Origin of the sequence: Streptomyces sp. NPDC050548 (assembly GCF_044457385.1) — a bacterium.
Lineage (GTDB): Bacteria > Actinomycetota > Actinomycetes > Streptomycetales > Streptomycetaceae > Streptomyces.
Genome location: NZ_JBITGV010000018.1, coordinates 185128 through 210565 on the forward strand (window position 1 = coordinate 185128; position 25438 = coordinate 210565).

A 25438-nucleotide genomic window follows, 5' to 3' on the forward strand; every position below is an offset into this window, starting at 1 on the left:
CAGTGGTCGGGTGCAGGATGGACGCATGGTCAGCTCCGCACACCGAGCCCTCGACGGCTTCTCCCCCGCGACCCGCGGCTGGTTCACGGGGGCCTTCTCCGCGCCCACCGCGGCCCAGGCGGGCGCGTGGCGGGCCATCGGCGAGGGCTCGGACGTGCTGGTGGTCGCCCCGACCGGCTCCGGCAAGACACTGGCCGCCTTCCTCGCCGCGTTGGACCAGCTCGCCGCGACACCCCCGCCCGCCGACCCGAAGAAGCGCTGCCGCGTCCTTTACGTGTCTCCGCTCAAGGCCCTCGCGGTCGATGTCGAGCGCAACCTCCGCTCACCGCTCACCGGCATCCGCCAGGAATCCGTCCGCATGGGCCTGCCCGAGCCCGAGGTCAAGGTCGGCATCCGCTCCGGCGACACCCCGCCCGCCGAGCGCCGCGCCCTGTCCACGCGCCCGCCGGACATTCTGATCACCACTCCGGAGTCCCTGTTCCTGATGCTGACGTCGGCCACGCGTGACGCGCTGACCGGCATCGAGACGGTGATCCTGGACGAGGTGCACGCGGTCGCGGGCACCAAGCGGGGCGCGCATCTCGCGCTGTCCCTGGAGCGGCTGGACGAGCTGCTGCCGAGGCCGGCCCGTCGTATCGGCCTGTCGGCGACGGTGCGTCCCGTCGACGAGGTCGCCCGGTACCTCTCCCCGCGCCGCAAGGTGGAGATCGTCCAGCCGAAGTCGGGCAAGGAGTTCGACCTCTCCGTGGTCGTCCCGGTCGAGGACCTGGGCGAGTTGGGCGGCGCCCCAGTGGCCGACGGCAGTGAGGGCGCGGAGAAGCCGTCGATCTGGCCGCATGTCGAGGAGCGCATCACCGATCTCGTCCAGTCCCATCGTTCAACGATCGTGTTCGCCAACTCCCGCCGCCTGGCGGAGCGTCTGTGCAACCGACTCAACGAGATCGCCTACGAGCGCGCGACCGGCGAGCCCCTGGACGAGCACCACGCACCGGCCGAGCTGATGGGCGGTTCCGGCGCCGCCCAGGGTGCGCCCCCGGTCATCGCCCGCGCCCACCACGGCTCGGTCTCCAAGGAGCAGCGGGCCCAGGTCGAGGAGGACCTCAAGGCGGGCCGACTGCCCGCCGTGGTGGCCACGTCCAGCCTGGAGCTGGGCATCGACATGGGCGCCGTCGATCTCGTCATCCAGGTGGAGTCCCCACCCTCCGTGGCCTCCGGCCTCCAGCGTGTGGGCCGCGCGGGACACCAGGTCGGCGCGGTCTCCACGGGAGTGGTCTTCCCGAAGTACCGGGGCGACCTCGTCCAGGCCGCCGTGGTCACCGAGCGGATGCGCACGGGCTCCATCGAGTCCCTGAGGGTCCCCGCCAACCCTCTGGACGTCCTCGCCCAGCAGCTAGTCGCGATGACGGCGCTGGACACCTGGCAGGTCGACGACCTGCTCGCCACGGTCCGCCGCGCCGCGCCCTTCGCCTCGCTCCCGGAGTCGGCGTTCACGGCAGTGCTCGACATGCTCGCGGGCCGCTATCCGTCCGACGCGTTCGCCGAGTTGCGCCCGCGCGTGGTGTGGGACCGCATCGCCGGCACGATCACCGGCCGCCCCGGAGCGCAGCGCCTCGCCGTCACCTCCGGGGGCACGATCCCCGACCGCGGTCTCTTCGGGGTCTTCCTCGCGGGCGCCGACCCCAAGAAGGGCGGCGGCCGGGTCGGCGAGCTGGACGAGGAGATGGTCTACGAGTCCCGGGTGGGCGATGTCTTCACCCTCGGCACCAGTTCCTGGCGGATCGAGGACATCACCCGCGACCGCGTCCTGGTCTCCCCCGCACCGGGCGTCCCCGGCCGGCTCCCCTTCTGGAAAGGCGACCAGCTGGGCCGCCCGCTCGAACTGGGCCGCGCGGTGGGCGCGTTCCTCCGCGAGGTCGGCTCCCAGCCCAAGGAGGACGCGCGCCTGCGCCTGCTCGCCGCGGGCCTCGACGCCTGGGCCGCGGAGAACGTGCTGTCGTACCTGGCCGAACAGCGCGAGGCCTGCGGCCACATCCCGGACGACCGCACGATCGTCGTAGAGCGCTTCCGCGACGAGCTCGGCGACTGGCGTGTGGTCATCCACTCCCCCTTCGGCGCCCAGGTGCACGCCCCCTGGGCCCTCGCCCTCGGCGCCCGCCTCTCCGAGCGCTACGGCATGGACGCGCAGGTGATGCACGCCGACGACGGCATCGTCCTACGGCTGCCCGATGCCGACCTGATGGGCCTGGACCTGCTCGACCAGGAACCGATGAAGGCCGGCACGGAGTACGACGCCGATCAGGCCCCCGTGGGCGCGGCGGACGTCGCCTTCGACAAGGGCGAGGTCGATCAGATCGTCACCGACCAGGTCGGCGGCTCGGCCCTGTTCGCGGCCCGCTTCCGCGAGTGCGCGGCCCGCGCGCTGCTGCTGCCGCGCCGCAACCCCGGCAAGCGCACCCCGCTGTGGCAGCAGCGCCAGCGGGCGGCCCAACTGCTCCAGGTGGCAAGCGAGTTCGGCTCCTTCCCGATCGTCCTGGAGGCGGTCCGCGAATGCCTCCAGGACGTCTTCGACGTCCCGGGCCTCACCGAGCTGATGAGCGACCTGGAGTCCCGCAAGGTCCGCCTCGTCGAGGTCACCACCCCCGAGCCGTCCCCCTTCGCCCGCTCCCTCCTCTTCGGGTACGTCGCCCAGTTCCTCTACGAGGGAGACTCACCCCTCGCCGAGCGCCGCGCCGCCGCCCTGTCGCTGGACTCCCGGCTGCTGGCCGAGTTGCTCGGCCAGGCGGAGCTGCGCGAACTCCTCGACGCCGAAGTGCTCACCGACTTGGAGCGGGAGCTCCAGTGGCTCACCGAGGACCGCCGCATCAAGGACGTCGAAGGCGTCGCCGACCTGCTGCGGATGCTCGGCCCGCTCACCGACGCCGAGTTGGCCGAGCGGGGCGCCGCACCGCAGTGGGCCCACGACCTGGCCTCGGCCCGCCGTGCGATCCGGGTCCGTATCGGCGGCACCGACCACTGGGCGGCGATCGAGGACGCGGGCCGCCTGCGCGACGCGCTCGGCACGGCGCTGCCGGTCGGTGTCCCCGAGGCGTTCACGGAACCGGTGAAGGACCCGCTCGGCGACCTCCTCGCCCGTCATGCCCGCACCCACGGCCCGTTCACGTCGGCCACGGCAGCCGCCCGCTTCGGGCTGGGTGTGGCCGTCACCGACGGCGCGTTGCAGCGGCTCGCGGCGAACGGCCGTGTCGTACAAGGGGAGTTCCACCCGGCCGGCATCGGTCAGGAGTGGTGCGACGCGACGGTGCTGCGGCGCCTGCGCCGCCGCTCGCTGGCCGCGCTGCGGCACGAGTTGGAGCCGGTGCCGCCGGCCGCGCTCGCGCAGTTCCTGCCCCAGTGGCAGCACATCGGCAAGGGCCACGGACTGCGCGGCATCGACGGACTGGTGCGCGCGGTCGAGCAGTTGCAGGGCGCCTCCGTGCCCGCGTCCGCCCTGGAGAAGCTCGTCCTGCCGTCCCGCGTGGCGAACTACGCGCCCTCGATGCTCGACGAACTCACCTCCGCCGGCGAGCTGGTGTGGGCAGGCGCTGGCTCCCTCCCCGGCAAGGACGGCTGGATCTCCCTCTACCTGGCGGACGCGGCCCCCCTGCTCCTCCCGCCCCCGCACCCGCTCGAACTCACGGCACTGCACCAGTCCGTCCTGGACACCCTCTCCGGCGGCTACGGCCTCTTCTTCCGCCAGATCGCCGACCAGGTCCGCGCGACCACCCACCCCGACGCCACCGACCCCCAACTGGCCGACGCCGTATGGGACCTGGCCTGGTCCGGCCGACTCACGAACGACACGCTCACCCCCATGCGCTCCCTGCTGGGCTCCGGCCGTACAGCGGGTTCCACGGCCCACCGCGCGAAACGCACGGTCCCGCGCGGGCGCTACGGCTCCCTCACCGCCGCCGCCCGCCCCGCCTCCCGCACCGGCCCGCCGACCGTCGCGGGCCGCTGGTCCCTGCTCCCCGCCCACGAGCCCGACCCCACCGTGCGCGCCCACGCCCTGGCCCGCACCCTGCTCGACCGGCACGGAGTGGTGACCCGGGGCGCGGTCGCCGCGGAGGGTGTCGAGGGCGGGTTCTCGGCGACGTACCGCATCCTGTCCGTCTTCGAGGACAGCGGTCAGGCGCGGCGCGGCTATGTCGTGGAGGGGCTCGGCGCCGCCCAGTTCGCGATGGACGGCGCGGTGGACCGCCTCCGCGCGGTCGCCAACGCCCGCGACCGGGGCGACGACCTGCCCACACCGGACACCACGGACAACGACCCCTACGGCTTCGGAACCCCGGGCGGCTCCAGCGCACCGCCCTCCGGTTCCGGCGACCGCTTCGCGACCCCGACGGCCTACGACTCCCCCGCCCCGCACGGCCTGCACAACACATCTGACTCCCCCGGAGTCCACGACTTCGCCGACGCCTTCGGTCCGTTCACCGACTTCGACGACCTCGACGACACAGGCACACCGGCCGGGTCCACCACGCGACTCCAGGGCTCCCCCTCCTCGCACCCCCCGTCCCCGGGCGACTACATCTCACCCCGCGACTTCCCCGCCCCGGCACCCCGGACCAGCACCGCCTCCCCCTACGCCAGCCACCACCCCCGCCGTCCATCCCTCTCCACCCGAGCCGTGGTCCTGGCCGCCGCCGACCCGGCGAACGCGTACGGCGCCGCCCTTCCCTGGCCCGAGCCGCCGACCGGCGCCGGGCACAAGCCGGGGCGGAAGGCCGGCTCGCTCGTCGTACTCGTCGACGGTGAGCTGACGCTGTACATGGAGCGCGGCGGCAAGACCCTGCTCGCCTGGCCCTCCGCGCCGGACACCGCGGCCACCGAAGACCCACGCCTCCAAGGGGCCGCCGAAGCCCTCGCAGCAGCGGCCCGAGCCGGTTCGCTCGGCACAGTCACGGTGGAGCGGGTCAACGGCGCCTCGGCCCTGACCTCCCCCATCGGCACCCTTCTGGAAGGAGCGGGCTTCATCGCGACACCGCGGGGCCTGCGCCTGCGCGCATGAACCGAACCGACGCCCACACCCACGCCCACCACCGCATGCCACCCTTGACCCATGCCTGAAGGCGACACCGTCTGGCAGACCGCGAAGCGCCTCCACACGGCCCTCGCGGGCAAGGTGCTGACCCGCAGCGACCTCAGGGTCCCCAAGTACGCCACGGCGGACCTCACCGGCCGCACCGTCCTGGACGTGACACCCCAGGGCAAGCACCTGCTGACCCGTGTCGAGGGCGGCCTCACCCTCCACTCGCACCTGCGCATGGACGGCACCTGGCGGGTGTACGCCAACGGTCGACGCTGGAGCGGTGGCGGCCCGGCCCACCAGATCCGGGCGATCCTCGCCACCGCCGACCGCACGGCCGTCGGCTACCGTCTCCCCGTCCTGGAACTCCTGCGCACCGCCGAAGAACACCGCGCAGTCGGCCACCTCGGCCCCGACCTCCTGGGCCCCGACTGGAACCCCGAGCAGGCGCTGGCCAACCTCCTCGCCGACCCCACCCGCCCCCTCGGCGAGGCCCTCCTCGACCAGCGCAACCTGGCCGGCATCGGCAACATCTACAAAAGCGAACTCTGCTTCCTCCTCGGCGCCACCCCCTGGCTCCCCGTCGGCGCCCTCCCCGCCGACCGCGCCGCGAAGCTCCCCGCCATCGCCAAGCGACTCCTGGAAGCCAACCGCGACCGCCCGGTCCGTAACACCACAAGCCACCTCACGAACGGTTCCGCGAACCGCCCCACAGGCGGCCCCCACACCCCCGACCTGTTCGTCTACGGCCGCGCGCCCCGCCCCTGCCTCCGCTGCAACACCCCGATCCGCACGGCCGACCAGGGCGACGGCTCCCGCGAGCGCCCCACCTACTGGTGCCCGACCTGCCAGGTGGGACCCGCGCCGGGCACCTCTCCGCCTCGCGGAACTCAGCACCGTACGACTAATTGACGACCCGTCAGAAACCCTCGTACCGTCGCTGCATGCCCGTCAAGGCGTACGACCTCACCGGACGCACCGCTTTCGTCACCGGCGCCGCCAGCGGTATCGGCCGCGCGGCCGCCGTGCTGCTCGCCGAGGCGGGTGCCGCCGTGCACTGCGCCGACCGTGACACGCAGGGTCTGCACGAGACGGCGACCCTGATCGAGGACAAGGGCGGCACCGCCCGCACCCACCACCTCGATGTCACCGATCGCGCGCAGGTCCGGCAGGCCGTGGAGTCCTGCGAGGAGCTGGATGTGATGGCCGCGGTCGCCGGGATCATGCACAGCAGCACTGTGCTGGAGACCCGGGACGAGGATCTCGACCGGGTGCTGAACGTCAACTTCAAGGGGGTGCTGTACGCCTGCCAGGAGGCGGCCCGGCTGATGCTCGACCGCGGCACCAGGGGCAGCATCGTCACCATGGCCTCGGGCGCGATCGACACCGGAGGGCCAGGGCTGCTGTGCTACAGCGCCGCGAAAGCGGCCGTCGTCCAGTTGACGAAGACGCTGGCGACGGAGGTCGGCCGGCACAGCATCCGCGTCAACGCCGTCGCGCCGGGCTGGATCCGTACGCCCATGACCGATCACCACGAGGGCGAGGCGCAGGCCCGCACCGAGGCGATGATGGCCCGGCTGTCACCTCTGGGCCGGGTAGGTGAGCCGGAGGACATCGCGCACGCCGTGCTGTATCTGGCGTCCGACGCGTCGTCGTTCACGACGGGTCAGATCCTCCGTCCGAACGGGGGCGTGGCGATGCCGTGGTGACGAACACCGTCCCAGCGGCCGACGTCCGCCATGCTTCCCTCCACCGCCCGGTGGCCACGGCTCCCGCCGCCCGCGCCTTGGGCATGCAGTGCACCGGGAGCAGACTCAGCCCCCACCCCCCGGCCGCGACCGCCCCTTCCAGCGCACCCGCGTGCGGCGTCAGGGCGAGCCGCAGCACGGCCCACCACCACAGCGCCCCGAGTCCCAGCGCAGCCCCCCAGCGCGCTATCCGCCCCGACATGGCCGCCACCACCTCCAGCCGGACGCTAAGCCACCGCGGTCACCCGCGAGGAGGGCGCATCGACGGCACACGGACGCACCACCCGCCTCAACCATGACCGCACCGAGCCACACCGGCAAACGGACCGCTACGGACCGGCAAAATACCCGGCCACACAACGCACCCGGAGCGCGAAAGACCCCGACCGCACCTCTCCAGCTCTCACCGGAGAAGCCCCGGCCGGGGCCCTCAGCACATCCTCAGTGCAGGTCAGCGCCGTATCGGCTCAGACCGGCGTCAGCGTCACGCGGCGACCACGTCCACCGCTTCGGCGGGGGCCTTGATGGTCACCCGTTCCGGTGGCACACCGGTCACCGACACGGAACCCAGCATCGGACGTACCGACGTGGGCACAGAACCGGTGGCCGCAGCAGACTGGGCCAGTTCGGCGAGAGCGAGTTCGTCGCTCACTTCCCGCATGAGCTCGGACATCCGTACGTCCAACGCGTCGCAGATGGCGGAGAGCAGTTCAGAGGAAGCCTCCTTCTGCCCCCGCTCCACCTCGGAGAGATAGCCGAGTGAGACTCGGGCGGACGAGGAGACTTCGCGCAGAGTACGGCCCTGGCGCTGGCGCTGCCGACGCAGCACGTCACCCAACAGGCGACGGAGCAGAATCATCGGTGGCTCCCTCCTCGGACCGCGTAGCCGCATCCTTCTCGCCCCACCGTACCGCCTTGCGCCGCGGCCGTGCGGGGAGCGATGTCGTGTTCACTCAGGGCTGCAAACATCAAAACCCCCCGTTCTGTTCCGTATCCTGTGCCCGCTCATTCCCGGTCTGTTCGCTCACGAGCCGCTCCAAAAGCAGCGCGAGTACGCTCCGTACACTCTCCATACGAATTTCCGCCCGGCCGCCGTTCAACCGCAGTGCGGCCACTTTCCCGCCACCGGCGGCATCCGAATCCGGTCCAAGGGGCCCGTCCACGGCGACGAAAACGGTGCCCACGGGCTGCCCGTCCTGCGACTCCGGGCCCGCCACACCGGTCGTCGCGATGCCCCAGTCGGCGCCCAGCGCCCTCCGCACACCGGCCGCCATCTGGGCCGCGACCTGCGCATCTACGGCACCCCGCGCGGCCAGCAGGGCAGCATCGACACCGAGCAGCTGGTGCTTCAACTCGGTGGCGTAGGCGGTGACCGAACCACGGAAGGCCTTCGAGGCTCCGGGCACCGATGTGATCTCCGCCGCAACCAGACCACCAGTGAGCGACTCGGCGACAGCGAGCGTCGCACCGCTCACCGTCAGTAGTCGCACCACTTCAGTGGCCGTGGAACTCACGCTTCCGTCTCCTCCGACGCCGCCCTGCGCTCGGCGATTCCCTGCCTGCGCAGCACAATGGCCTGTCTCACATAGTCGAGCCCGGTCAGCACGGTCAGAACGACCGCCGCCGCCATCACCCAGAACCTCAGGGTGGCCAGCCATCCCGTGAGCGCCAGCACATACATCCCTACGGCGATGCCCTGCGTGAGCGTCTTCAGCTTGCCGCCGCGCGACGCGGGAATGACGCCGTACCGGATGACAAGGAAACGCAGCAGCGTGATCCCGAGTTCCCGGCCGAGGATGACGACGGTCACCCACCACGGCAGATCGCCGAGCGAGGAGAGACAGATCAGCGCCGCGCCCATGATCGCCTTGTCGGCGATGGGGTCGGCGATCTTCCCGAAGTCGGTGACGAGGTCGTAGGTGCGCGCCAGATGGCCGTCGAACAGGTCGGTGATCATGGCGATGGCGAACGCCGCCCAGGCGAAGGAGCGCATCGCCGGGTCGTACCCGCCGTCGGCCAGCATCAGGGCGACGAAACCGGGGACGAGCAGCAGCCGGAGCATGGTCAGGAAGTTGGCGATGTTCCAGACGCTCGCCTGGTTGACGGCGGCGGCGACGACCTTCGCACCACGCGCCGGCCTCGGGCCACCGGGCCCGCCAAAGTCGATGGAACCGGCCGGGACACCACCGGTCGAGGCGCCGGCAGAAGGGACACCACCGGCCGACGTCCCCCGGGAAGAGGCACCCCCGGCCGAAGCCCCACCGGAAGCCGCACCACTACTGGAAGGCGCACCACCGGCCGAGACTCCCCCGGAGGGGACCCCACCGGAGACACTGCCCGACATCGCGCCGGAAGGGGCGCCACCGGAGGCCGCACCGGAACCAGCGCTCGCGGGCGCGCCGTTCGCGCTGGAGGTGCCCCCCGCCGCCGATGCCGGGACTCCGGTCATCTGCCCGCCTCCTCACTACACGCGAGCGAGCCCAGGAGCGGCTCTGCCACCAGGTCGACACCTTCCGTACCGACCACCTTCGCCTCGACCATACGGCCGACGCTCAGGCCTTCGCCGCTCGTGAGGAGCACCTGGCCGTCCGTCTCCGGAGCCTGGTGCTCGCCGCGGCCGTAGGCGCCGTCCTCGGAGTCCACCGACTCGACCAGCACGTGCACGGTCTCGCCGACGCGCTCCTCGGCGCGCTGCGAGACGAGTTCCTCGGCGAGCCGCGAGATGTGCGCGAGCCGCGCGTCCACGACGTCCTGGTCGAGCTTCTTGTCGTACGTCGCCGCCTCCGTGCCCTCCTCGTCGGAGTAGCCGAAGACGCCGATGGCGTCCAGGCGGGCGCCGTTCAGGAAGCGCTCCAGTTCGGCGAGGTCGGACTCGCTCTCGCCGGGGAAGCCGACGATGAAGTTCGAGCGCACGCCGGCCTGCGGGGCCTTGGAGCGGATGGTGTCGAGGAGTTCGAGGAAGCGGTCGGTGTCGCCGAAGCGGCGCATGGAGCGCAGCACGTCGGGCGCGGAGTGCTGGAAGGACAGGTCGAAGTAGGGCGCGATCTTCGGCGTCGAGGTGAGCACGTCGATGAGCCCGGGGCGCATCTCGGCCGGCTGGAGGTAGCTGACGCGCACGCGCTCCAGGCCGTCGATGTCGGCCAGTTCGGGCAGCAGCGACTCCAGGAGGCGGATGTCACCCAGGTCCTTGCCGTAGGACGTGTTGTTCTCGGAGACCAGCATGACCTCCTTGACGCCCTGCTCGGCCAGCCAGCGGGTCTCGTTCAGGACGTCGCTGGGGCGGCGGGAGATGAAGGAGCCGCGGAAGGACGGGATGGCGCAGAAGGAGCAGCGCCGGTCGCAGCCGGAGGCGAGCTTCACCGAGGCGACCGGGGAGCCGTCCAGGCGGCGGCGCAGGGGCGCGCGGGGGCCCGAGGCGGGCGCGAGGCCGTCCGGGAGGTCGGCCGGGCCGTGGCCGGGCAGCGCGACGTCGGCGGCGGACTCCTGCCGCTCGGCGGGGCTGATCGGCAGCAGCTTGCGGCGGTCGCGCGGGGTGTGCGAGGCGTGGATGCCGCCGTTCAGGATGGTCTGGAGGCGGTCGGAGATGTCGGCGTAGTCGTCGAAGCCGAGCACGCCGTCGGCCTCGGGCAGCGCCTCGGCGAGTTCCTTGCCGTACCGCTCAGCCATGCAGCCCACCGCCACGACGGCCTGCGTTCTGCCGTGACCCTTGAGGTCGTTGGCTTCCAGGAGGGCGTCTACGGAGTCCTTCTTGGCGGCCTCGACGAAGCCACAGGTGTTGACGACGGCTACGTCCGCGTCCTCGGCGTCCTCCACGAGTTGCCAGCCGTCCGCCTCCAAGCGGCCTGCGAGCTCCTCCGAGTCCACCTCGTTACGGGCGCAGCCAAGAGTGACGAGTGCGACGGTACGGCGTTCAGGCATGGGCTCAAGACTACTTCGTCCCACTGACACCCCACGTCGAAGGGGTTGGCCGATCTTGGCCAACCCCTTGAGCAACCACCCGCCGGACGGGTTATCCGACCTCGGGGTCGCCCTTCGTGTACGTGAGACGCTCCACCGCTCCGGGCTGGAAGTCGTCCTCGATCTTCTTGCCGTTGACGTAGAGCTGGATCGCACCGGCGTCGCCGAGGATCAGGTTGACCTTCGAGCTGTCCTGGAAGGTCTTGGACTCGCCCTTCTTGAGGAGTCCGTCGAAGAGCATCCGGCCGTTGTGGTCCTTGGCGGAGATCCAGCTGCGGCCGTCGACCGCGGTCACCTGGACCGTCACCTTGTCCTGCGGCGCGGCGGCGATAGCGCTGTCGGAGGGGTCGGACTTGGGCGTGGCGGAATCGGTGTTCGAGGGTGTCGGCTTGGCGGGTTTGCTGGCGCTGGGCGAGGCTCCCTGGGCGACCTGCGACTTGGCGTCGCTGTCGGTGTCGCCGCCCTTGAAGGCGGTGAACCCGACGAAGCCGACCACCGCGACGATCGCGGCGACCATGGCCGCGGTCCAGTTGGGGCCCCGCCGCTCCGGACGGATGCGTTCCGCCTCGAAGAGGGGTGCCGCCGGCGTCGGGGCCGGACGTCCGCCGTGATCGTCGTCGTAGCGCGCGAGGAGCGGGGCGGGATCGATGTGGACGGCCCTGGCGAGGGTCCGGATGTGCCCGCGCGCGTAGACGTCACCGCCGCAGGGCGTGAAGTCGTCGGCCTCGATGGCGTGCACGATGGCGATGCGGACCCGGGTGACACTGCTGACGTCGTCGACGGTCAGCCCGGCGGCGATACGTGCCTGCTGCAGGGCTCGGCCGACGGAAGGGCGGGCTGCTTCCTCATGACCGTCTTCGGAGCGACCGTCTTCGAACGGACGCTCGTCTTGAGGGGAGTTGCCGATGGACACGGGGGCGCCTTTCGAGCGTGTAGCCGCCTGTGCTGGAGGTTCAGTCTAGGGGGGGTATGAAAGGGTGGGGCAACCGGGCGGTGGGACTTTGTACGCCATCGGTATGGCCGGACAGGCCGATGGCGGGCCAGACACGGACCCCGTGGTGGGAGCCCCATCTGTCCTCTCGCTCAACTTGACGTACGGCAAAGGGAAACGGTTGCCCGACGATCTCTAACGGGTGAGTCACGGCCGGTCGCACCCCCTTGGGGAACCGCCTACCCGCTCCTAGCCCTCGGACTCCCCCCGGATCACCGCGAGAACGCCGTCCAGCTCGTCACCCTTCACCAGAACGTCACGCGCCTTGGACCCCTCGCTGGGTCCGACGATGCCCCGGGACTCCATGAGGTCCATGAGCCGCCCGGCCTTGGCGAAGCCGACGCGCAGCTTGCGCTGGAGCATCGATGTGGACCCGAACTGCGTGGACACGACCAGCTCGGCCGCCTGGCAGAGCAGATCGAGGTCGTCGCCGATGTCCTCGTCGATCTCCTTCTTCTGCTTGGTGCCTACGGTGACGTCCTCCCGGAAGACCGGGGTCATCTGGTCCTTGCAGTGCTGTACGACGGCGTGGATCTCGTCCTCGGTGACAAAGGCGCCCTGCATACGGGTGGGCTTGTTCTGACCCATCGGCAGGTACAGCCCGTCGCCCTTGCCGATCAGTTTCTCGGCGCCGGGCTGGTCGAGGATGACCCGGGAGTCGGCGAGCGAGGAGGTGGCGAACGCGAGCCTGGAGGGCACGTTCGCCTTGATCAGACCGGTGACGACGTCCACGGAGGGGCGCTGTGTCGCGAGCACCAGGTGGATGCCGGCCGCGCGCGCGAGCTGCGTGATGCGCACGATCGAGTCCTCGACGTCCCTCGGCGCGACCATCATCAGGTCGGCCAGCTCGTCGACGATCACCAGGAGGTACGGATACGTCTTGAGCTCACGCTCGCTGCCGTCCGGCGTCTTCAGCTTGCCGTCGCGGATCGCCTGGTTGAAGTCGTCGATGTGCCGGTACCCGAAGGCGGCGAGGTCGTCATACCTGAGGTCCATCTCGCGTACGACCCACTGGAGCGCCTCGGCGGCCCGCTTCGGGTTGGTGATGATGGGCGTGATCAGGTGCGGGATGCCTTCGTAGGCGGTCAGTTCGACGCGCTTGGGGTCGACGAGGACCATGCGGACGTCCTCGGGGGTCGCGCGGCACATGATCGACGTGATCAGGCAGTTGATGCAGGACGACTTGCCGGAGCCGGTGGCACCGGCCACCAGGATGTGCGGCATCTTCGCCATGTTGGCCATGACGTAGCCGCCCTCGACGTCCTTGCCGAGCGCCACGAGCATCGGGTGGTCGTCCTCGGCCGCGTCCGCGAGGCGCAGGACGTCTCCTACGTTGACCATCTCCCGGTCCGTGTTCGGGATCTCGATGCCGACCGCAGACTTGCCGGGGATCGGGCTGATGATCCGCACATCGGGGCTGGCGACGGCGTAGGCGATGTTCTTGGTGAGGGCGGTGATCCGCTCGACCTTGACCGCGGGTCCCAGCTCCACCTCGTAGCGCGTGACCGTGGGCCCGCGCGTGAAGCCGGTGACGGCGGCGTCGACCTTGAACTCGGAGAAGACGTTCGTCAGGGAGGCGACCACGGCGTCGTTCGCGGCGCTGCGTGCCTTGCCGGGGCCCCCGCGCGTGAGCAGGTCGAGCGAGGGCAGCGAGTACGTGATGTCGCCGGAGAGCTGGAGCTGCTCGGCGCGCGGCGGGAGGTCGCGGACCTCCTCCGGGGGCGCCTTCGTGAGGTCCATGACCTCGGCCTTGAGCTTCTCCTGCTTGGGGCGCGCGGCAGGGGCCGGGACGGGCGTCGGGGTGGTGTCCTCTCGGTCGCCCCCGACCCGTACGCCCTGGGTGAGGTCGGCGACGATCGGCGAGGGCGGCATGCCGTGCAGGACGGCCCCGTCGAGCGCGGCTGCGGCGGCCGCTGCGACGTCCACGGCGTCCATGGGGCGGTGCATGTCGGGCTGGGGCACCGCGGAGCGCCTGGGGCGGCTCCGGCGCCTGCTGAGGGCCTCCTGCTCCGCGCTCTCGGGGTCGTACGCCTCGGGGTCGCTCCCGCGCTTGCGGGAGCGCGCGGGGAGCGCCTCGCGCCACTGCTCGTCGTAGCGCTCGTCGTCCTCGCCGAACTCGTCCTCGTCCTCGGGGTCGTGGACGATGCCCAGCTTCACCCCGAGCAGCCGCAGGCGCTGCGGGATGGCGTTGACGGGCGTGGCCGTGACGACCAGCAGCCCGAAGATCGTGAGCAGTACGAGGAGGGGTACGGCGAGCACCTCGCCCATGGTGTACGTCAGCGGCGTCGCCACCCCCCAGCCGATGAGGCCGCCGGCGTCCCTTATCGCCTGCATGCCGTCGCTGCGGGCGGGCGCGCCGCAGGCGATGTGGACCTGGCCGAGGACGCCGATGACGAGCGCGGACAGGCCGATGACAATGCGGCCGTTGGCCTCGGGCTTCTCCGGGTGGCGGATGAAGCGCACGGCGATCACCGCGAGCAGTATCGGCACGAGCAGGTCGAGGCGGCCGAAGGCGCCCGTCACGAGGATCTCGACGAGGTCGCCGACCGGACCGCGCAGATCGGCCCAGGTGCCGGCGGCGACGATCAGGGCGAGGCCGAACAGGAGCAGTGCCACGCCGTCCTTGCGGTGCGCCGGGTCGAGGTTCTTCGCGCCCTGCCCTATGCCGCGGAACACGGCGCCGACGGCGTGCGCGGTGCCGAGCCAGATGGCGCGCACGAGCTTGACGATGCCACCGGTGGGGCTGGGCGCGGGCTTGGGCGCCGGGCGGGCGGTCTTCTTGGCGACCGCCTTCTTCGCCGGAGCCCTTTTCGCGGCGGCCTTCTTCGCCGGAGCCTTCGCCGGAGCAGCCCTCTTGGCGGGCTGCTTCTTGGCTGCGGAGGGACGTGAGGCCATAGGTGTGAGGTTACCTGTGGAGAGCGCAGGGGACACGTGTGCCCACTGCTTCACCCGTTCGTGTCGCCCGTACGGGACGGGGAACTGACGCCCGCTCACGCACAACTGCGCCCGCGGCGGACGTCAGTTCTGTGACGGGAGCGGAGGCGCTCCGGTGCCGGTGCCCGGCTCCAGGGCGTCGAGTGCCCGGCGCAGTCCGGTGAGTTTGCGTTCGAGATGGGCCGCGGTGGCCACGGCCGCCGCGTCCGCCGACTCGTCGTCGAGTTGCTTGGACAGGGCCTCCGCCTGCTCCTCGACGGCCGCGAGCCGCGCGGACAGCTCGGCGAGCAGTCCGGCCGGTTCCTTGGCCGCACCGACCGCGGGCTTGCCGCCGCCCTCCAGCTGGAGCCGCAACAGCGCCGCCTGCTCCCGCAGTTGGCAGTTCTTCATGTACAGCTCGACGAAGACCGAGACCTTCGCGCGCAGCACCCACGGGTCGAACGGCTTGGAGATGTAGTCGACCGCGCCCGCCGCGTACCCCCGGAAGGTGTGGTGCGGGCCGTGGTTGATCGCGGTGAGGAAGATGATCGGGATGTCCCGGGTCCGCTCCCGTCGCTTGATGTGCGCGGCGGTTTCAAAACCGTCCATGCCCGGCATCTGGACGTCCAGCAGAATGACCGCGAAGTCGTCCGTGAGCAGTGCTTTGAGCGCTTCCTCCCCGGACGATGCCCGAACCAGTGTCTGATCGAGCGCAGAGAGGATGGCCTCCAGCGCCAGCAGATTCTCCGGCCGGTCATCGACCAGAAGGATCTTGGCCTTCTGCACCATGGCCCGCCCTCCTCGCCCCGGATGTGCACCGGGCGCCGCCCCAGAGGACGGCTCTCTTGCGCCGCCCGTCCTTGTGCCGGTCATGGTAGCCGCACCCCGCCTGTCGCCACACCCTGTCACCGCGATGTCACTGTGCACGAAGCAGAAACGTAGCGGGAGACCAGAAGGTTCCCCGAATCCCGTGCTTCTACACGGCTTCGGACACACTCAGTCAGCAACTCCGCGTGCACACCGAACGTTCCCCACACCGTTCCCACTGCTTTCCCGTCAGGTCCGGTCGTTTCCGTCACTCCGGACGCATCCACTGCTCCATCACCGACAACAGGTGATCGGGATCGACCGGCTTGGTGACATAGTCCGAGGCGCCCGACTCGATCGCCTTCTCCCGGTCGCCCTTCATCGCCTTCGCGGTCAGCGCGATGATCGGCAGCCCGGCGAACTGCGGCATCCTTCGGATCGCCGTCGTCGTCGCGTATCCGTCCATCTCGGGCATCATGATGTCCATCAGAACGACCGTCACATCGTCGTGCTGCTCCAGGACTTCGATACCCTCACGGCCGTTCTCCGCGTACAGCACGGACAGCCCGTGCTGCTCCAGGACACTCGTCAGCGCGAAGACGTTGCGGATGTCGTCGTCGACGATCAGCACCTTCTCCCCGCTGAACCGGATGCCCCGGCGCGACGGGGGCGCAGTCTCCTCGGACGCCCACTGGTCCCGTACGGTCTGCCCCAGCAGGGCGGACTGCTCCACGGCCCTACGACGCCTCCTGAAGAGCGCCGCGGCACCGTTCTGCGTCTCGTGGTACGACTTCACCTCGGCCGGCGTCTCGATGCCCACCTCGCTCCGCTCCGACAGCTCGGCGAGTTCCGCGGCGGAGGACGCCACGAGGTCGCCCGCCTCCAGCGCGGGCAGCTGCTGATAGCCCTGCGGAGGCAGTTCGCTCGGGTGCAGCGGCAAATACAGCGTGAACGTCGAACCGCGTCCCGGTTCGCTCTGCGCGAAGATCTCACCGCCGAGCAGCTGCGCGATCTCCCGGGAGATCGACAGCCCCAGGCCCGTACCGCCGTACTTGCGGCTGGTCGTACCGTCCGCCTGCTTGAACGCCTCGAAGATGACCCGCATCTTGCTGCCCGCGATACCGATCCCGGTGTCGGTCACCGAGAACGCGATCAGGTCAGCGTCCGCGTCCCGCAGCGAACCGGCCTCCAGGAGCTGCTCCCGGATGGCCATCGGCACATCCGCGCCGGCCGGCCGGATGACCAGTTCGACCGCCCCGGAGTCGGTGAACTTCACCGCGTTGGACAACAGGTTGCGCAGCACCTGGAGCAGTCGCTGCTCGTCGGTGTGGAGCGTGGCGGGCAGTTCCGGCGACACCCGCACGGACAGGTCGAGGCCCTTCTCCGCGGTCAGCGGACGGAAAGTGGCCTCTACGTAGTCGACGAGCTGGACGAGCGCGATGCGCGTCGGTGAGACGTCCATCTTGCCCGCCTCGACCTTCGACAGGTCCAGGATGTCGTTGATCAGCTGGAGCAGGTCGGAGCCCGCGCCGTGGATCGTCTCGGCGAACTCGACCTGCTTCGGGGAGAGATTCCCCTCCGCGTTGTCGGCCAGCAACTTGGCCAGGATCAGCAGCGAGTTGAGCGGTGTGCGCAGCTCGTGCGACATGTTGGCGAGGAACTCGCTCTTGTAGCGCATCGATACGGCGAGCTGCTCGGCGCGCTCCTCCAGGACCTGCCGGGCCTCCTCGATCTCGGTGTTCTTGACCTCGATGTCCCGGTTCTGCTGGGCCAACAGCTCGGCCTTCTCTTCCAGTTCGGCGTTGGACGACTGGAGTGCCTTCTGCCGGTTCTCCAACTCGTCCGACCGCTCCTGGAGTTGCTCGGTCAGCTCCTGGGACTGCTTCAGCAGCAGCTCCGTCTTGGTGTTGACGGAGATGGTGTTGACGCTGGTCGCGATCATCTCGGCGATCTGGTTGAGGAAGTCCTTCTGGATCTGGGTGAAGGGCGTGAAGGAGGCCAGCTCGATGACGCCGAGCACCTTCCCCTCGAACAGCACCGGCAGCACGATCACCTGCGCGGGCGGTGCTTCCCCGAGCCCCGAGGAGATCTTCAGATAGCCGCTGGGCGCGTTCTCCACGAGGATCGTGCGCCGCTCCTGGGCGGCCGTCCCGATCAGCGCCTCACCGGGCCTGAACGACGTCGGCATGGAGCCCATGGAGTAGCCGTAGGACCCGAGCATGCGCAGTTCGTACGCCTCCTCGCCCTCCACGTCCGCCAGGGGCAGCGCGAGGAAGAACGCGCCGTGCTGCGCGGAGACCACCGGTGTCAGCTCGCTCATGATCAGCGAGGCGACGTCGTCCAGGTCGCGGCGGCCCTGCATCAGCGCGGAGATGCGGGCGAGGTTGCCCTTGAGCCAGTCCTGCTCCTTGTTGGCGATCGTGGTGTCGCGCAGGTTGGCGATCATCTTGTTGATGTAGTCCTGGAGTTCCTGGATCTCCCCGGACGCGTCCACGTCGATCTTCAGGTTCAGGTCGCCCCGGGTCACCGCGGTCGCCACGCGCGCGATGGCACGCACCTGGCGGGTCAGGTTGCCGGCCATCTCGTTCACGGACTCGGTGAGGTCGCGCCAGGTGCCGTCGACGTCACGCACGCGTGCCTGACCGCCCAACTGGCCTTCCGTGCCCACCTCGCGGGCCACTCGGGTGACCTCCTCGGCGAAACTTGACAGCTGATCAACCATGGTGTTGATCGTCGTCTTGAGTTCCAGGATCTCGCCGCGGGCGTCAATGTCGATCTTCTTGGTCAAGTCGCCCTTGGCGATGGCCGTGGTGACCATCGCGATGTTGCGCACCTGGCCGGTCAGGTTGGACGCCATGCCGTTCACCGAGTCGGTGAGGTCCTTCCAGGTGCCCGCCACCCCCGGCACGTGCGCCTGGCCGCCCAGGATGCCGTCCGTGCCCACCTCACGGGCCACCTTGGTGACCTGGTCGGCGAACGAACTCAGCGTCTTCACCATGGTGTTGAAGGTGTCGGCGAGCTGCTGGACCTCGCCGCGCGCCTCGATCGTCACCGTCCGGGTCAGGTCGCCGTTGGCGACGGCCGCCGCGACCTGGGAGATGTTCCGCACCTGCATGGTCAGGTTGTTGGCCATCAGGTTGACGTTGCCGCTGAGGTCCTTCCAGATGCCCGTGATGCCGGGCACGTGCGCCTGGCCGCCCAGGATGCCCTCGGTGCCCACCTCGCGGGCCACGCGGGTCACCTGCTCGGCGAACGACGAGAGTTGATCAACCATGGTGTTGACCGTCGTGACGAGCTCAAGGATCTCGCCCTTCGCGTCAACAGTGATCTTCTTGGACAGGTCGCCCTTGGCGACGGCGGTCGTGACCTCGGCGATCTGGCGCACCTGGATGGTCAGGTTGTTCGCCATGAAGTTCACGGACTGCGTGAGGTCCTTCCAGGTGCCGGAGACACCCTGGACCTCGGCCTGACCGCCCAACTGGCCCTCGGTGCCCACCTCGCGGGCCACGCGCGTGACCTCCTCGGCGAACGAGGACAGCTGGTCGACCATCGTGTTCAGGGTGTTCTTCAGCTCCAGGATCTCGCCGCGCGCGTCCACGGTGATCTTCTGGGACAGGTCACCCCGGGCGACCGCGGTCGCGACCTGCGCGATGTTGCGGACCTGGGCGGTGAGGTTGCCGGCCATGCCGTTCACCGAGTCGGTCAGGTCGCGCCACACACCCGCGACGCCGGGCACCTGCGCCTGCCCGCCGAGCCGGCCCTCGGTGCCCACGTCTCGGGCCACCCGGGTCACCTGGTCGGCGAACGCGGAGAGTTGATCGACCATCGTGTTGATGGTGTTCTTCAGCTCCAGGATCTCCCCACGCGCGTCCACGTCGATCTTCTGGGACAGGTCGCCCTGGGCCACCGCCGTCGTCACCTGGGCGATGTTGCGCACCTGGGAAGTCAGGTTCCCGGCCATCGAGTTGACGGAGTCGGTGAGTTCCTTCCAGGTGCCCGACACGCCGTCCACACGCGCCTGGCCGCCGAGCCGGCCCTCCGTTCCCACGTCACGGGCCATCCTCGTCACCTGGTCGGCGAACGACGACAGTTGATCGACCATCGTGTTGACGGTGTTCTTCAACTGAAGCATCTCGCCGGAGACATCGACGGTGACCTTCTGCGACAGATCGCCGTTGGCCACGGCCGTCGTCACCTGGGCGATGTTGCGCACCTGGCCGGTGAGGTTGCGGAATGCAGTGTTGACCGAGTCGGTCAAGTCCTTCCATGTACCGGCCGCGCCCGGCACCTGCGCCTGGCCGCCCAACTCGCCCTCGACACCGATCTCGCGCGCCACGCGCGTGACCTCGGCACCGAACGAGGACAGTTGATCAACCATCCCGTTGACGGTGTTCTTCAGCTCCAGCATCTCGCCGGCGACGTTCACCGTGACCTTCTGGGACAGGTCACCACTGGCCACGGCGGTCGTCACGGCGGCGATGTCCCGCACCTGGATCGTCAGGTTCCGGAAGACCGTGTTCACCGAGTCGGTGAGGTCCTTCCACGTCCCCGCCGCACCCGGGACGTTCGCCTGTCCGCCGAGCTGCCCCTCGGCACCGACCTCGTTGGCCACGCGCGTGACCTCGTCGGCGAAGGTGCGCAGCGTCTCGGTCATCTGGTTGATCGTCTCGGCGAGCTGGGCGACCTCGCCCCGCGCCGACACGGTCACCTTCTGCGACAGGTCACCATTGGCGACGGCCGTCGTCACCTGGGCGATCCCGCGCACCTGAGCCGTCAGGTTGCCGGCCATGATGTTGACCGAGTCGGTGAGGTCCTTCCACACCCCGGCCACACCCGGCACCTGCGCCTGGCCGCCCAACTCGCCCTCGGTGCCCACCTCGCGGGCGACTCGCGTCACCTCGGAGGAGAACGAGGACAGTTGGTCCACCATCGTGTTGACGGTGTTCTTCAGCTCCAGCATCTCGCCGGCGACATGGACGGTGACCTTGCGTGACAGGTCACCCTTGGCGACCGCCGTGGTCACCAGCGCGATGTCCCGCACCTGGGCCGTCAGCCGGTACGCCATCGTGTTGACGGACTCCGTGAGGTCCTTCCAGGAGCCCGACATGCCACGCACACGTGCCTGCCCACCGAGCTTGCCCTCGGTGCCCACCTCGCTTGCCACGCGGGTGACCTCGTCGGTGAACGTCGACAGCTGGTCGACCAGATTGTTGACGGTCCGCCCGACCTTCAGGAACTCCCCGCGCAGCGGATGCCCGTTCCCGTCGTCCTGTGCCTGCGTCCGCAGCTCCATGCGCGGCGACAGATCACCCTCGGCCACCGCGGAGAGCACCCGTCCGACCTCTGAGACGGGCCGTACGAGGTCGTCCACGAGGGCGTTGGAGGCGTCGATGGCCGAGGCCCAGGAACCCTCGCAGGCGCCCGTCTCAAGCCGTTCCGTGAGCTTTCCCTCACGACCCACCATGCGGCGCACCCGCGACAGCTCGCCCGTGAGGTGCAGATTGCGGTCGGCCACCTCGTTGAACACGGCGGCGATCTCCGACATCTCGCCGTCGCCGGACACCGTGAGCCGCTTGCGGAAGTTCCCGTCCCGCATGGCTACCAGAGCGGTCAGCAGCCGGTCCAAGGAGGCCGCGTCCACTTCCGTGGTCCCATTGCGCGGTTTGCGCTGGTTCTTCAGGGACTGTCCGCCTTTCGCGCGCGTCTTGGTGGCCCGCGTCGCTGCGCCAGACTCCACTGTGTCCCTCCCGCAGGGGTCGACCATTGCTGCTACTGCCGTACTGGGTGCTGCTGCTCGGCGTTTCGGTCACTGCCGCGTATCTCTGCCCGGTTTGCCGACCTTCAACAAAGCCTGCTGCCCGCAGTACACAGAAGACACCCGGTCTGCCCGGACCTTCACCAGAATCCTGCCCAGTGTTTCACCCTGCCTGAACCAGGCCATAACAGTTCGGCAGCTTCGCACACGGTCCGCACACCCTGAGGGCGGAAACACTGCGGACCGGCATCCGCATGGAGGGTGAAGGTAAGTAACCTTGCATGCGGCTGTCCAGCCGCGCCGGTTCCGTCCGGCCTGGGCGGTGGCACGAGCACGAGCGGGCAGGCATCGGAGGGGCACCGCACCATGACCACCGGACTGCATCCTGGAGGAACGCCCCAGGATCCCCCGCCGACCGGGAACCAGCCGTTGCCCCGGCAGGCGCCGATCGGCCATGGGTCCCTGCCCGCCGACAACAGGCCGAGGAGTTCTGTGATCACCGCGCGCGCGGCAGCCAGCTTCGAGCCCGCCGGACGATCGGTCGCCACCGCGCGGTCCTTCGTCCGCGACACCCTGCAGGGGTGGGGCTTCGCCGACATCGTCGACGACGCCGTGGTCCTCACCAGCGAGCTGGTGACCAACGCCGTGGTCCACGCGGGCACAGCCGCGGATGTTCTGTGCCTACGGAGTGACGACGGCGTGCGGATCGAGGTCGCCGACCACTATCCGGAACGCGAGATCCCCCTCCAGGGGGCCGCGATCACCATGAGCAGCCCGGACCGCGAGGGCGGACGGGGCCTCCAGCTGTGCGCGGCCCTGGCCAGCCGCTGGGGCGTCGACTACACCCCCACACAGAAGCTGGTCTGGTTCCAACTCGACCTCCCCGCCCGCCCGGTGGGCACCCGCACGGCCGGCCCGTCCCTCCCGGCCGCTCTCCTCCCGCTCGCCGACGGCAGGGTCCGCGTCGCGGTCGTCCAGATCGACCGTACGGGCTCCATCGCGTCCTGGAACGAGGACGCCGAGGAACTCTTCGGCTACGCCCCCGAGCAGGTCACCGGCAAGCCCCTGACCGACCTCGCGGCCTGGCCGCACACCCCGGGCACCAGCACCGGCATCGCCGAGGCACTGCGCCTCTCGCGCTGGGAGGGCAGTTACGGCATCCGCGGGGCCGACGGCCGCGTGATCCCGGTGTACGCCTCACACCTCCGCGTCCGCGACACCGGCGGCGAACCGTCAACCGTGTGCCTCCTGGTGAGGGACCACGAACGCGCGGTTCTGCAGACCCCGTTGCGCGGCCCCGCCCCCGATGCCGCGTCCACCCCGGACGGCCAGAACACCGACCCCTTCGAGGTGTTCATCGGCTCCCCCGCACCGGACGACCTCGACGGCCTCCTCCAGCGCACGGTCGAGCGCGCCCGCGACATGCTCGACGGAGACTCCGCCTTCCTCCTCCTCGCGACCGACGACGAAACGGAGTTGGAGGTCCGCGCCTCCACCGGCCTCCCCTCCGCACGCCAACGCTTCGCGCGCGTGCCCGTCGAAGCGGGCCCTGGGCGCTACGGCTCCGCCCGCATGCCGGCCGTCCACGAGGACCTCCAAGCCGTACCGGGCGCCGTACCGCTCCTCAGCGGTACCGGAATGCGCTCGGTCGTCACGGTCCCCCTGAAGGTGGAGGGCCGCCTCACCGGCTCCCTCGGGGTGGCCGCCGAAGGCCCCAACAAATACTCGAACGAAGAAGCCCTCCGCCTCCAATTCGCCGCCGACCGCATCGCGTTGGCGGTCGAATCGGCCCGCCTGGGCGAGTTGGAACGCCTGCGCCGCGGCTCGCTCAGCTTCCTGGTCGAGGCCTCCGACCTCCTGGCCGGCACCCTGGACCGCGACCAGACCCTGGCCCTGATGGCCCAGATGACGGTTCCGACCCTCGCCACGTGGTGCGCGGTCTACACGATCGCCGACCAGGCCTCGGACCCGTACCTCTCGTACGTCCTGCACGAGGACGAGGAACTCATCGACGGCATCAAGTCGTTGCTCTCGAAGATCGCCCCTCCGGACCCGGTACCCACCCCCGGCGCCCGCGTCTGGGCCGCCCCCGCCGAGGCCGCCCACCAGGCGGCCCTGCGCACCTCCATGCGCAACCTCGGCCTCGGCGAACCGACCCGCCGCGTCAGCTCGGGCATCGGCCCAACCCTCGCCACGGCCTCCGCGGTTGGCGGCGAGACCGTGGTCCTCCCCCTGGTCGCCCGCAACCGCGTCATCGGCATGCTGACCCTCGGCAAGCCCACCGACGAACACTTCCGCCAGGAAATCCTGGAACTGGCCGAGGACTTGAGCCGCCGAGCCGCCCTCGCCCTCGACAACGCCCGCCTGTACTCGGAGCGCACGGCCATCAGCCAGTCCCTCCAGCGCAGCCTCCTGCCCCCCGACCTCCCGCACATCGAGGGCGTAGAGGTCGAGGTCATCTACCGCGCGGCCGGCGAGGGCAACGAAGTGGGCGGCGACTTCTACGACTTGTTCCCCATCCGCGACGGCGTCTACGGCTTCGCCATCGGCGACGTCTGCGGCACCGGCCCCGAGGCGGCCGCGGTCACCGGCCTGGCCCGCCACGCCCTCCGTCTGCTCGCCAGAGAGGGTTTCGGCGGCCCCGCGGTCCTGGAGCGCCTCAACTCCGCGATCCTCGACGAGGGCGCCCGCAGCCGCTTCCTGACCCTCCTCTACGGCGAGTTGTGGCCCCAGGAGGACGGCAGCGCCAAGCTGAAGGTGGTCTGCGCCGGCCACCCCCTCCCGCTCCGCCTCCGCCAGGACGGCACGGTCGAACCGGCCGCCGAACCGCAGCCCCTCCTCGGTGTCATGGACGACCTGGAGCTCTACGAGCAGACGGTCACCCTCGACCCGGGCGACGTCCTCCTGTGTGTCACGGACGGCGTCACAGAACGCCGCGAAGGCACCCGCATGCTCGGCGACGACGGCCTCACGGACGTCCTCACCACCTGCACGGGCCTCACCGCCGGCGCGGTCGCGGCTCGCATCATGCGCGCGGTCGAACGCTTCGCGTCGGACGCCCCGTCCGACGACATGGCCATCCTCGCCATGCGAGTCCCGGGCCTCCAGAAGGACTGACACCCCAACACGCAAAAGGCCCCGCCCAATTGGGCGGGGCCTTTCAGTTACTGGAGCCCTCTAACGGAATCGAACCGTTGACCTTCTCCTTACCATGGAGACGCTCTACCGACTGAGCTAAGAGGGCCTGTCGCTTTCCCGAGGTTTCCCTCGCGGCGACGAAAAGAATCATACCCCGAACAGGCCCGTGCGCCCAACCACCGCAGCCCGACCCCGACTCGGTCAGAAAGCGGGCTGCAACAGTCCCCCGAGCGCGTTGCAAGCGGACACGATCCGCTGCATCTCCCGCTTGGTCAACGAGGCGTCCACCGGCAGCGCGAGCGTCTCGTCCGCGGCCCGCTCGGTCTCGGGCAGAGCTACGCACCGACGGAATTCCGGCAGCCGATGCACAGGCGTCTTCACTGGCACCCGGCACTCAACCCCCCTGCCCCGCACGGCCCGAGCGAAGGCATCACGATCCGGCCGCCCGTTCCCCAGCACCCGCACGACGTACTGCTGGTAGGTGTGCCCGTCCCCACCGTCGGGCGTCCGCACCCCACGCAACTTCGCATCAAGATAGGAGGCCCGCTCCCGCCGCTGAGCCACCTCGTCGTACGGCGCCTCGGACTCCCCCTGCTGCAACACCAGCAGCCCATGCCGCTGCCCGACCCCGAGCAACCGCGCGACATCAGCGGACCGACCGAAACGATGTACGACAACTATCGCCGCAGTACGCGGAGTTACGGCCGCTTCGACAGCGGACGCGTCGAGGCAGTAGGTCACCGGATCTATGTCGGCGAACACCGGCAGCCCACCCGCGAGAGTGACAGCCTCGGCGACTTCCACGTTCCCGAACGCCGGCACGACGACCTCGTCACCGAGTCCGACGCCTGCGGCCCTGAGCATTGCAGCAGTACCCATGCTCGGATGGTGATTGCGCAATGTGAACTTCAAGTGACGCCCAACAAAAAAGGGTTGGACCCCGAACCGAAGTTCAGGGTCCAACCCTTTCAATATTTGTTCGGCGGCGTCCTACTCTCCCACAGGGTCCCCCCTGCAGTACCATCGGCGCTGTAAGGCTTAGCTTCCGGGTTCGGAATGTAACC

The 25438-nt window shown here is 70.0% G+C and carries 14 protein-coding genes, 1 tRNA gene and 1 rRNA gene; 4 read left to right on the forward strand and 12 right to left on the reverse strand.

Going from position 1 to position 25438, the window contains the following annotated elements; all coding sequences use genetic code 11:
- Positions 1-25: 25 nt before the first annotated feature.
- Genes ACIBJH_RS38385 through ACIBJH_RS38395 form a run of 3 tightly spaced genes read left to right on the forward strand, consistent with a single transcriptional unit; the run spans position 26 to position 6774 of the window.
- Positions 26-5047 carry an ATP-dependent helicase gene (locus tag ACIBJH_RS38385; RefSeq protein WP_399121555.1) on the forward strand — a complete coding sequence of 1674 codons (5022 nt, stop codon included), beginning with the start codon at positions 26-28 and terminating at the stop codon, positions 5045-5047.
- A 51-nt stretch (positions 5048-5098) separates the two neighbouring features.
- Positions 5099-5977: an Fpg/Nei family DNA glycosylase gene (locus tag ACIBJH_RS38390; RefSeq protein ID WP_399121556.1), complete on the forward strand. Its 879-nt coding sequence runs from the start codon at positions 5099-5101 to the stop codon at positions 5975-5977.
- A 32-nt stretch (positions 5978-6009) separates the two neighbouring features.
- Entirely contained in the window at positions 6010-6774 is a 765-nt protein-coding gene (locus ACIBJH_RS38395; protein WP_399121557.1) for an SDR family NAD(P)-dependent oxidoreductase, read from the forward strand.
- Here the strand turns inward: ACIBJH_RS38395 and ACIBJH_RS38400 are convergent.
- From ACIBJH_RS38400 to ACIBJH_RS38440, 9 genes are all read right to left on the reverse strand, one after another.
- Positions 6722-7015, reverse strand: a complete 294-nt coding sequence (locus tag ACIBJH_RS38400) for a hypothetical protein (RefSeq protein ID WP_399121558.1) — start codon at positions 7013-7015, stop codon at positions 6722-6724. The two genes, ACIBJH_RS38395 and ACIBJH_RS38400, sit on opposite strands and share 53 nt — an antisense overlap.
- A 282-nt stretch (positions 7016-7297) precedes the next feature.
- Positions 7298-7672: a helix-turn-helix domain-containing protein gene (locus ACIBJH_RS38405; RefSeq protein WP_019060943.1), complete on the reverse strand. Its 375-nt coding sequence runs from the start codon at positions 7670-7672 to the stop codon at positions 7298-7300.
- Positions 7673-7781: 109 nt separating this feature from the next.
- On the reverse strand, positions 7782-8327 hold the full coding sequence (locus ACIBJH_RS38410; RefSeq protein WP_399121559.1) for a CinA family protein: 546 nt from the start codon (positions 8325-8327) through the stop codon (positions 7782-7784).
- Positions 8324-9262, reverse strand: coding sequence for a CDP-diacylglycerol--glycerol-3-phosphate 3-phosphatidyltransferase (gene pgsA, locus ACIBJH_RS38415; protein WP_399121560.1), 939 nt, complete (start codon positions 9260-9262; stop codon positions 8324-8326). The genes ACIBJH_RS38410 and pgsA overlap by 4 nt, the downstream gene beginning before the upstream one ends.
- Positions 9259-10731: a 30S ribosomal protein S12 methylthiotransferase RimO gene (rimO, locus tag ACIBJH_RS38420; RefSeq protein WP_399121561.1), complete on the reverse strand. Its 1473-nt coding sequence runs from the start codon at positions 10729-10731 to the stop codon at positions 9259-9261. Before rimO ends, pgsA begins: the two co-directional genes overlap by 4 nt.
- A 91-nt stretch (positions 10732-10822) precedes the next feature.
- Complete coding sequence (locus ACIBJH_RS38425; protein ID WP_399121562.1) at positions 10823-11683, reverse strand: helix-turn-helix domain-containing protein; 861 nt, start codon at positions 11681-11683, stop codon at positions 10823-10825.
- A 267-nt stretch (positions 11684-11950) separates the two neighbouring features.
- On the reverse strand, positions 11951-14656 hold the full coding sequence (locus ACIBJH_RS38430; RefSeq protein ID WP_399121563.1) for a DNA translocase FtsK: 2706 nt from the start codon (positions 14654-14656) through the stop codon (positions 11951-11953).
- 123 nt (positions 14657-14779) lie between these two features.
- Positions 14780-15463 carry a two-component system response regulator gene (locus ACIBJH_RS38435; protein ID WP_399121564.1) on the reverse strand — a complete coding sequence of 228 codons (684 nt, stop codon included), beginning with the start codon at positions 15461-15463 and terminating at the stop codon, positions 14780-14782.
- Positions 15464-15749: 286 nt separating this feature from the next.
- Positions 15750-21218: a HAMP domain-containing protein gene (locus tag ACIBJH_RS38440; protein ID WP_399121565.1), complete on the reverse strand. Its 5469-nt coding sequence runs from the start codon at positions 21216-21218 to the stop codon at positions 15750-15752.
- Between the two features lie 384 nt (positions 21219-21602).
- Between ACIBJH_RS38440 and ACIBJH_RS38445 the strand changes: the two genes are divergently transcribed.
- Positions 21603-24353 carry a SpoIIE family protein phosphatase gene (locus ACIBJH_RS38445; RefSeq protein WP_399121566.1) on the forward strand — a complete coding sequence of 917 codons (2751 nt, stop codon included), beginning with the start codon at positions 21603-21605 and terminating at the stop codon, positions 24351-24353.
- Between the two features lie 51 nt (positions 24354-24404).
- Here ACIBJH_RS38445 and ACIBJH_RS38450 read toward each other — a convergent pair.
- From ACIBJH_RS38450 to rrf, 3 genes are all read right to left on the reverse strand, one after another.
- Positions 24405-24480 (reverse strand) — tRNA-Thr (locus tag ACIBJH_RS38450).
- 95 nt (positions 24481-24575) lie between these two features.
- The gene (locus ACIBJH_RS38455) at positions 24576-25238 is read right to left on the reverse strand and encodes a DegT/DnrJ/EryC1/StrS family aminotransferase (RefSeq protein WP_399121571.1); all 663 of its coding nucleotides are present in this window, start codon (positions 25236-25238) and stop codon (positions 24576-24578) included.
- Between the two features lie 113 nt (positions 25239-25351).
- Positions 25352-25438, reverse strand: a 5S ribosomal RNA gene (gene rrf / locus ACIBJH_RS38460); the annotation flags it as partial.

Bases quoted from the DNA above. Each gene is read 5' to 3' on its own strand.
- ACIBJH_RS38395 (WP_399121557.1), top strand. From the start codon at position 6,010: ATGCCCGTCAAGGCGTACGACCTCACCGGACGCACCGCTTTCGTCACC.
- ACIBJH_RS38405 (WP_019060943.1), bottom strand. From the start codon at position 7,672: ATGATTCTGCTCCGTCGCCTGTTGGGTGACGTGCTGCGTCGGCAGCGC.
- ACIBJH_RS38385 (WP_399121555.1), top strand. From the start codon at position 26: ATGGTCAGCTCCGCACACCGAGCCCTCGACGGCTTCTCCCCCGCGACC.
- pgsA (WP_399121560.1), bottom strand. From the start codon at position 9,262: ATGACCGGAGTCCCGGCATCGGCGGCGGGGGGCACCTCCAGCGCGAAC.
- ACIBJH_RS38430 (WP_399121563.1), bottom strand. From the start codon at position 14,656: ATGGCCTCACGTCCCTCCGCAGCCAAGAAGCAGCCCGCCAAGAGGGCT.
- ACIBJH_RS38390 (WP_399121556.1), top strand. From the start codon at position 5,099: ATGCCTGAAGGCGACACCGTCTGGCAGACCGCGAAGCGCCTCCACACG.
- rimO (WP_399121561.1), bottom strand. From the start codon at position 10,731: ATGCCTGAACGCCGTACCGTCGCACTCGTCACTCTTGGCTGCGCCCGT.
- ACIBJH_RS38455 (WP_399121571.1), bottom strand. From the start codon at position 25,238: ATGCTCAGGGCCGCAGGCGTCGGACTCGGTGACGAGGTCGTCGTGCCG.
- ACIBJH_RS38435 (WP_399121564.1), bottom strand. From the start codon at position 15,463: ATGGTGCAGAAGGCCAAGATCCTTCTGGTCGATGACCGGCCGGAGAAT.
- ACIBJH_RS38400 (WP_399121558.1), bottom strand. From the start codon at position 7,015: ATGTCGGGGCGGATAGCGCGCTGGGGGGCTGCGCTGGGACTCGGGGCG.
- ACIBJH_RS38445 (WP_399121566.1), top strand. From the start codon at position 21,603: ATGACCACCGGACTGCATCCTGGAGGAACGCCCCAGGATCCCCCGCCG.